7 protein-coding genes are annotated in these 8,412 nt (G+C 32.9%); all 7 read right to left on the bottom strand.

What is annotated here, in order from left to right; all coding sequences use genetic code 11:
- Positions 1-178: 178 nt before the first annotated feature.
- Entirely contained in the window at positions 179-1,906 is a 1,728-nt protein-coding gene (gene ggt / locus QNJ66_RS22675; RefSeq protein ID WP_300510912.1) for a gamma-glutamyltransferase, read from the bottom strand.
- A gap of 76 nt (positions 1,907-1,982) precedes the next feature.
- Positions 1,983-2,537, bottom strand: a complete 555-nt coding sequence (gmk, locus tag QNJ66_RS22670) for a guanylate kinase (RefSeq protein WP_300510911.1) — start codon at positions 2,535-2,537, stop codon at positions 1,983-1,985.
- A gap of 19 nt (positions 2,538-2,556) precedes the next feature.
- Complete coding sequence (gene remA, locus QNJ66_RS22665; RefSeq protein WP_300510910.1) at positions 2,557-2,826, bottom strand: extracellular matrix/biofilm regulator RemA; 270 nt, start codon at positions 2,824-2,826, stop codon at positions 2,557-2,559.
- Between the two features lie 180 nt (positions 2,827-3,006).
- Positions 3,007-4,122, bottom strand: coding sequence for a glycosyltransferase family 4 protein (locus QNJ66_RS22660; RefSeq protein WP_300510909.1), 1,116 nt, complete (start codon positions 4,120-4,122; stop codon positions 3,007-3,009).
- Between the two features lie 167 nt (positions 4,123-4,289).
- The gene (locus QNJ66_RS22655; protein WP_300510908.1) at positions 4,290-4,652 is read right to left on the bottom strand and encodes a type II toxin-antitoxin system PemK/MazF family toxin; all 363 of its coding nucleotides are present in this window, start codon (positions 4,650-4,652) and stop codon (positions 4,290-4,292) included.
- A complete protein-coding gene (locus tag QNJ66_RS22650; RefSeq protein ID WP_300510907.1) occupies positions 4,645-5,049 on the bottom strand; it encodes a type II toxin-antitoxin system Phd/YefM family antitoxin in 405 nt (134 codons plus the stop codon). The genes QNJ66_RS22655 and QNJ66_RS22650 overlap by 8 nt, the downstream gene beginning before the upstream one ends.
- Positions 5,050-5,142: 93 nt before the next feature.
- Entirely contained in the window at positions 5,143-8,154 is a 3,012-nt protein-coding gene (locus tag QNJ66_RS22645) for an NACHT domain-containing protein (RefSeq protein ID WP_300510906.1), read from the bottom strand.
- Positions 8,155-8,412: the final 258 nt, after the last annotated feature.

Genomic DNA, 8,412 nt, shown 5'->3' with positions numbered 1-8,412 from the left:
TCTTATTTTTAATCATTAAATAATCAATAGTTAGTAATAGATAAAAATTACAGACTGTTATTGGGGTCAAATCTCCATATTCCTTATTATATAAGGCTTTCAGGCTTGTTCTCAATTCTCTCATGAATAATGCAGGCTAGATGAACTCCAAGGTGATTCTCAACTCGTGCAATTTAGGCTAATATCCTAATGTTAATGCTCCTGGTCTACGGGGGTCAGATGCACCATAAAATTGACCTTTTTCAGACATAATACTTTGGGTACTTCCCATCGCAAAGCTGCTTTTAACTGTATGGCCTTTGTTTTCTAATAAGTCAATGGTATCACCATTAAATCCCCTTTCTAAACGGATTTGATCGGGAAACCACTGATGATGAATACGAGTTGCATTGGTAGCTTCTGCAATATTCATTTCATGATCAATAACATTCATAATAATTTGTAATGTGGTAGTAATAATACGACTTCCTCCTGGACTTCCTGTTACTAACCAAGGTTTCCCTTCTTTCATAACAATGGTGGGAGTCATAGAACTTAACATCCGTTTTTCTGGGGCAATACTATTGTTTTTTCCCCCGATAAGTTCATGAGCATTAGAGGCTCTAAGTTTGGCGGTAAAATCATCCATTTGATTGTTTAATAAAATACCAGTTCCTGGGACGGTTAAACCACTACCATAACTAAAGTTTAAAGTATATGTATTAGCAACGGCATTTCCATAACTATCCATGATCGAGTAATGGGTTGTTTCTGTACTTTCATTAGATTGAAATACGGGTTGTGGAAGAATATTTTTACTGGGAATTACTTGATCTAAATTAATTTTTTGGGCTATTTGATTAGCATATTCTTTCGATATTAAGCGATTAATAGGAACGTCAACAAAATCTGTGTCTCCCATGAATCTAAACCTATCTGAGTAGGCAAATTTCATGGTTTCAACCATTAAATGAAGTGTCGAAGCAGTGTTATGTCCTAAAGATTGAATGGGAAATTTTTCTAAGATATTCAACATCTGTATAAGATGAACGCCTCCTGAACTTGGAGGAGGCATTGAATAAACTTTATGTCCTCTATAAGTTCCCTCTATTGGTTCGCGAATAATTGGCTTATATTTCGCTAAATCTTCCTTAGTAATTAAGCCATTATTAGCTTCCATATCCTTAACTATTTTATCGGCAATTTTCCCTTGATAAAAGGCTTCAATTCCTTGATTTGCGATCAATTTAAGACTGTTGGCTAGGTCTGGCTGTTTGAGTATTTCTCCGATTTTATAAGGACTACCATCGGCTTTATAAAAAATAGCTAAACTGGCGGGAGATTTCTGTAAGTTTCTTTTAGCAAAGACCAGAGAATTATATAAATCTTCATCAACGATCATACCATTTTCTGCTAATTCAATAGCAGGCTGTAAGGCTCGTTTAAGAGAAATTGTTCCATATTTTTCTAAGGCCATTGCTAACCCTGCAACCGTCCCTGGAACTCCTGCTGCCTGATAACTAAATTTAATTTTTTGTTGATCAACTTCTCCATTTTCATCAAGAAACATATCAACAGTTGCTGCCAAGGGAGCTTTTTCTCGATAGTCAAGGGCAACAGTTTTTTGTTGATCAGCTAAGTGAATTAACATAAATCCTCCGCCTCCTAAATTACCTGCGCGAGGTAAAGTAACTGCTAATGTAAAGCCAATTGTTACTGCTGCATCAATGGCATTTCCTCCTTCTTTTAAGACTTCTAAACCGGCTTGAGTAGCTAAATCTTCTTGAGAAGCAACCATACCATTTTTGCTAATTACAGGGTGAAAAATCGATTGATAATCGTAAATAGGAGTATCCTGAGCAGTTACTTTTATCGGGGTAATATTAAGACAGAAAATTAAAATTAATCGTTTAGCAATTTTGAGCATGGTAAATTTGTTTATAGGTTTGACTATAGATTTATATAGGGTTCAACGGCCGTTAAACCCTAAAAAATAAACTTATTTAATTGGAAAAAATAGTCGTTTCAAGTTCCTGTAAAGCGACTTCTAAATCATCGTTAACAATACGCTTATCAAATTCTTCACTCACTTTTAATTCTTCTTTTGCCCGTTCTAAACGGCTTAAAATTGCTGCTTCTGCGTCTGTTTTTCGACTTCTTAAACGATGTTCTAATTCTTCTAATGAGGGAGGCAAAACAAAAATTCTTAAAGCATCAGGAAAGCTTTTTTTAATGGCCGTCGCCCCAATTACTTCTATTTCTAGAAGTACCATTAAACCTTGGTTGATTTTTTCTTCAACCTTAGTCAGGGGAGTTCCATAATAATTACCGGCATATTCTGCCCATTCCAATAATTGGTTTTGCTCGATCATGGTTTCAAAGGCACTCTTATTTAAAAAATAGTAATCTTTCCCTTCTATTTCTCCTTCACGGGGAGAACGAGTGGTTGCAGACACCGATAAATAAAGTTCGGGACGACGCGCTAATAACGCGCGTACCAATGTACCTTTTCCCACACCGCTTGGGCCGGTTAAAACGATTAGCTTTCCTGATGCCATAAAATTAGCCAAATAGAGGTTAATTACTGTTGAGAGGGGCTTCTTTATTGACGACAAAACGATGGGCTACGGTTTCCGGTTGTATAGCGGATAAAACCACATGACTCGAATCAGTCATAATTACGGCACGAGTCCGACGACCATAAGTAGCATCGATTAGTTGACCTCTTTCGCGAGCATCGGTGATAATACGTTTAATGGGGGCTGATTCTGGGCTAACAATAGCGATAACTCGATTAGCAGAAACAATATTGCCAAACCCAATGTTGATGAGTTGTATACTTTCCATAATGATTGATGGTTAGACCGGGTGAGAAGTAATTAATACAATACTTTTCCTATGATATCGATTAAAATTGAGACTTACAACGTCTAAGGTAATATTTGTTGATACTTTTCAGTTTCTTTTCAGGTTTTTCTCATATTTATCCTCTAATTAACCTGTTCCATAGATAATAGTCAATCGATTTTAAATCAATTGGGCTAACTTTTTTGACAATGCTTCTGGACTAAATTTGGCTAAGCTTTGTTGTCTCAACCACTCTCCCTGACAGCGTTTATCATTGTTTTCTAAGATTTCAACGCACCCTTGCGCTACTGCATCGGGATCACGATGGGGAACTCGCCAACCTAACTGTCCATCTTGCAAGGGATCGGCTGAACCGTCAGCATCTCCTGACAATACGGGAACTTCACAGGCCATGGCTTCTAGGTAAACAATACCAAATCCTTCTTGGGAAGGCATAATATAGGCATCGGCCAGGCGATAATGGTCAACGAGGTCTTCGGTGGCAACAAACCCTGCAAAAACGACGCGATTGCTGATTCCTAAGTCTTTGGTTAATTGTTCTAAACGGGGGCGATCGTCTCCTCTACCAATAACAACATATTTAACATTAGGAAAAGATTGTAAAATTTTCGGTAATGCTCTGATTGTAACATCTACTCCTTTATAAATGTCTCCTGACCATAATCTAGCAACAGTCATTAATATTTTTGTATCTTCTAAGTTATATTTTTCTATCAGTTGGGTGGGTTTTTCTCCTGGGGTAAATTGTTGTCCATCTACAATACAAGGAACAATCTCTACTTTGTTAATATTAATATCATTTGCTTGACATAAACAGTCACGACTATACCGACTAATTGTCCAGATAGAATCTGCATTTTTTAAGGCTGTTTGTTGCCCTTTGGGTAAGGTTGTCCAGACTTCTTTCCCATAGGTTAAAACGGTGTAGGGAATACCCAAGGTTTGACAAAACAGTTGGGTTAATGGGGCAAGGTTTATATGTCCACAAAAGACTCTTTTGGGGCGTTTTGTAAGTAAATGTATTAATAATTTTATAGCAAGTTTTATTCTTCCTTGCCAGGGAGGAAGGGTTTTCAAGTAATAATAATTAATTAATTCACTGGTTAAGGGGTTATTGCAGTCTGGTGCATCTCTTAATAAAAAAATATCTGTTTTTGGTGAATTAGATGAATTTTCTATAAGGGATAAATAAGCTTTGAGAACATCTTTAACATAAGCTTGTATTCCCCCTTCTTGGGAAAATATTTCTAGGAAAACAAAGGTATAATTAGACATTTAATAATATAATTCATTTTTCCTCTAATACTGTAACATAAGCATCCTGTTTGTTGTAAAAAAGTTTGATTATCAAATTTTTGATTTATTTCTGTACAATTTTTACTCAATTTATAGTTAGGTAAATTAGTAGTTAGTCTGATTTATGGTAATAGTGTTAGTTGCATTTAGAGCAGTGTTTGGTATTCAATAATAATAGCGATCGCTGTGATAATTTCTTGTAAATCTGAAGTTGACAAAATACCTAATTGACGGATAAATCTTCTTTGATCAATACTCCTTAATTGTAAAGCATCGGCTGCTGATAATTTTCTTAATCCATTTTCTGAATTGGGAGTTAGACGAAGATGCCAAAGGTTATTAGAAAAGACGGGTTTCCAGTCAGTAATAGGGACAACTAATTTAAGAGGAAGTTTACCTATTATATTAGAATTAATAACTATTGCTGGCCGAGTTTTTTTGATTTCTACACCAATAGTCGGATCTAAATTAACCAGCCAAATTTCACCCCGTTTAGGATCTTTATTCATCAATGTCTCCAAGATCAATATTAACCCAGTCTTGCCATTCAGAATCTGTTTTATAGTATTCTTCCATTGCTTCTACTTGTTCTTTTAAAATGCGATTACGTTCTTCTATCGGTAATTCTAGGAAAGCTTTGCGATCAATTATCGGGTTCGTTTCTGTTGTTTCTTTTTTATTTGATTCCTCTTTTTTAACTCCTTCATTTTTAGCTTTTTTAGCTACATTTTTTCTAAATAATTGAAGTTTCTGTATATTAGCTTCAGTTAATTTTTTATAATCTTCTATAGACATTATCACAGCTACCTCACAATCATTTTCACGAATGATAACAGGTTCTTTTTGTACTTTACTAATGATTGATGGAAAGGTTTGCGTAACTTCAGTGGTTGAGATAGTTTCCATAATTAAAATTAATTGTTTTCTTTCATTATAAAGGCTTTTTTCAACTCTGTAGGATGGGTTAGGTGGCCATATTCTCTGATATAAGTTGATTCATTAGTTTTCTTCAAAATAAATATTTTCTGAGTCTTGAGGTTTCTCAACAAAGTCAATTTCTCTTCTTACCCATTGCCAAATTAATGCTTGTTGTTCGGGTGTAAATTTACAATGATCTAATTCATCTTGTACTTTCTTAATGTATTTTGGTTTAAATCTCGCAACAAACGTATAGGAAATACTATTGAAAATACCTGTTTTTTTTGATTTTTTTGAATAATCCCTAAATTTATTCAGATTATTTAAAAAAGGAAAATTATTTAATTCCAAAAAAATCATTGTTAATAAAGAAAGCACAAAAACATAATCAAAATCTAAAACATAATTGCCACGAAATTGATAAAATTCAAAAAACCACTTTGACGAAAATTTTCTCTTAATTTTCTTCTTGATTTTTATTGAAATAATTGGCTTATTTTTTAGCATTATATACTCTTCTAAAGTTTGAATAATAATTGATAATTTTTGCATTTTTTCTTCTGATTCAATGTTTAAAATATGATCAAAAATTTTAAAAATAATAGGCATAACATAGCTAGGAAAAAGAATATAGTTATATGTTTGAAATAAACCTTCAAATCCATGCCATTTAAATAAGTCATCAATTGAGACTATTTTATTTATAAGGTATCTATATGTATGCGGAATAATAGATTTTTTCAGCAATTCTAATAAACTATTTTTACAACTTAATTCTATATGTTCCAATATTCTCAAATTAAACAAAGGTTTAGGGGAATAGTAATCTAAAATTTCTAATGCCAAAATCTTTTTATAATCATCACCATTGTTGAGATAAGCTATTAAAATTGATTCACTTTTCTCTAAAATAGAGGAAATATTTTCATCATTTGATTGACTAAGATGATCTAATACTTTTTTAGGACTAACATAATCGATATGATTGAATTTTATCCGATTGAATTGCTCTAAACATCCCAAAGTAATACAATAATCAATAGTAGCTTTAGTAATCTTTTTAGTCACTTTAGGACTAGGAACAATAAACTCTAAACATCTGACAGCAAAATCTAATAAATTACCTTGTCTTTCCAGATTATCTTTAGCTTTGTCTATTTCATCAACTAAACTATTTAATAACTCATCTCCCCCATCTTCTGTCTTTTTATCTTGTAGTTTAAAAGCTAATTGACAAACCATATCCCATTCTTGATTAGCAATTTTTTCTAACAGTATATTGAATAATACTTCTACACTTTTACTATTTCTAACTAAACTACAAGCAGTAAAATATTCTAAAAAAGTTCGATGGGTAAACTTGTATAAATTCTCTCCATCTCTATTGGTTCCTACATCAGTAAAGACCCAAGCACGTCCACGACAAAAATGGACAAATTCTCCTGCTGCTTGTTCTGCTTCGTCAGGATCATCAAAGCGACGTTTTAAGAGATATTCTGATGCTTTTCTAATTAACTTTTGTTCAATAACTCCCCCTTGTAATGATTGTTCACTATATATCCAATTTGCTAAATACATGATAGTGGGTTTAATTTGTGATTGAATATTTTGGATAGAACTAGGTAACTTAATGTCTCTTCTTTTGTCCCATCTTTCAAATAACATATCCGCACATTTTTCATAAACATCTGGTCTATTTCTCGGGATATATCCTTCTCCTCGATAGATGTTACACATTAGTCCTAACATTAAGGGATTTTTTTGTAAATCAGGAACTCCTTTACTTTCATTAAGGAATGCTTCCACCTTTTTAGTTCTTTTATATTCTGTCTCATCTGTTGTTACTTTGAACCATTTTTCTGTGTACTCTTTAACTTGTTTATCATTAAAAGATCCTAAGCTAAAACTATTAAATATCTCCTCATTTAAAGGTGCTTCTTTATAACCCACTTCACGGGAAGTAACCAAGATAAGAACAGAAGAATATAAATTAGCAAAAGACTCTACATCATCCCGAATTTTTTGGCGATCACTTGTATTGGTTAATTCATCTAAACCGTCAAAAATAACCACAGCACGACCATTTAACAATAAATATTCAACCGCATCAGTTGGAACAGATGTTATCTGATAATCAGCTTTAATATTATCGTTGATAAATTCTAAAATAGAACAATATCTTTGTTGTTTTTGCGAAGCATAGTCTCGTAAAATAACTAAAAAAGGAGTAACTTGTCTATCAGCTAATAATCTATTTTCATATTTTGTCGCCAAATCATAGCATAATTTTTGTGAAAAAGTCGATTTTCCACCGCCAGGATCACCTAATAGCACGGTACGATGTAATATACTATAAAATTCAGTTATTGATAAATTTTCTGAATCTGTTGTACTAGAATAATAGTTAGGAAGAAAGTTAGGACAAACATAAATCTCATCCATCGGAATTTTTTTAGTTGCATCGACAAAGGGAGGATTAATATAACCGTGACGGTTAGCAACTTGCTTACGATAGTCTTTTTCAAATTTTAAGATATCTTGAACCGTTGATTTATCTTGTTTATCTAAACAATCTAAAACTCTCTGAATATTGCGTAATTCATCTACAAGAAGACGATGACGTAAGTTAGATTTAGCTTCATGAGCAGACAATCTTCCTTTATCAATAGCATTCGTTAAAACTTGTTCGCATCCTTCGACTAAAATATCAAAAATTTTAATATTTTGTTGTTCAAAACTACTGTCATCAATACCTGTATATAAATAAAAAGCTTGTAAAAATTCTCTTTCAATTGTATCTAAATTATTTTCTTTATTATCCAAACTTGAAGCACTATAAACCTGTCTAATAATCTGTTCTGCTTCAGGGGAAAGAAGGAAGGAACAAATAGGATGACTTTCAGGGTCATCATATTCTTGTATAACGTCTAAAACTTTTTCTGTAGCTTTTTCCAAAATTGGCTGTAATGCTGTTTCTTTTAACTCCCTTTTTTCTAATATTTCTCTACCAATAACTTTGTTATAAGTCAAAGTTGCGGTAGGTTTAAGTAAAGGAGTTAATGCTTTACCAATTAAAGATAAATCTAGTGCCATAGTTCTTAATTTCCTCGGAATGACAGTTCTACTTCAATTAAAATCAGGAAAATCATAGAACTATAGAATAACCTTGTGGTGATAACTTAATCATTTTATTGATCTATAACTTTCTCAAAAACTTGCAGTTAAGTTAAACAGAGTTTAAACATTAACGACGGGGAACCAATGCTAAATGGAACAAAAAGCGTAGGGTGGGCAAAGAAACCAGTTGAATAAATTAATGATTTAGCTAAAACTATTGCCCACCTTTTCACA

The sequence above is a fragment of the Crocosphaera sp. genome (genome assembly GCF_030064895.1).
GTDB lineage: Bacteria > Cyanobacteriota > Cyanobacteriia > Cyanobacteriales > Microcystaceae > Crocosphaera.
Note: the sequence above shows the minus strand (reverse complement) of the source record. Positions and strands in the feature narration are given on the sequence as shown.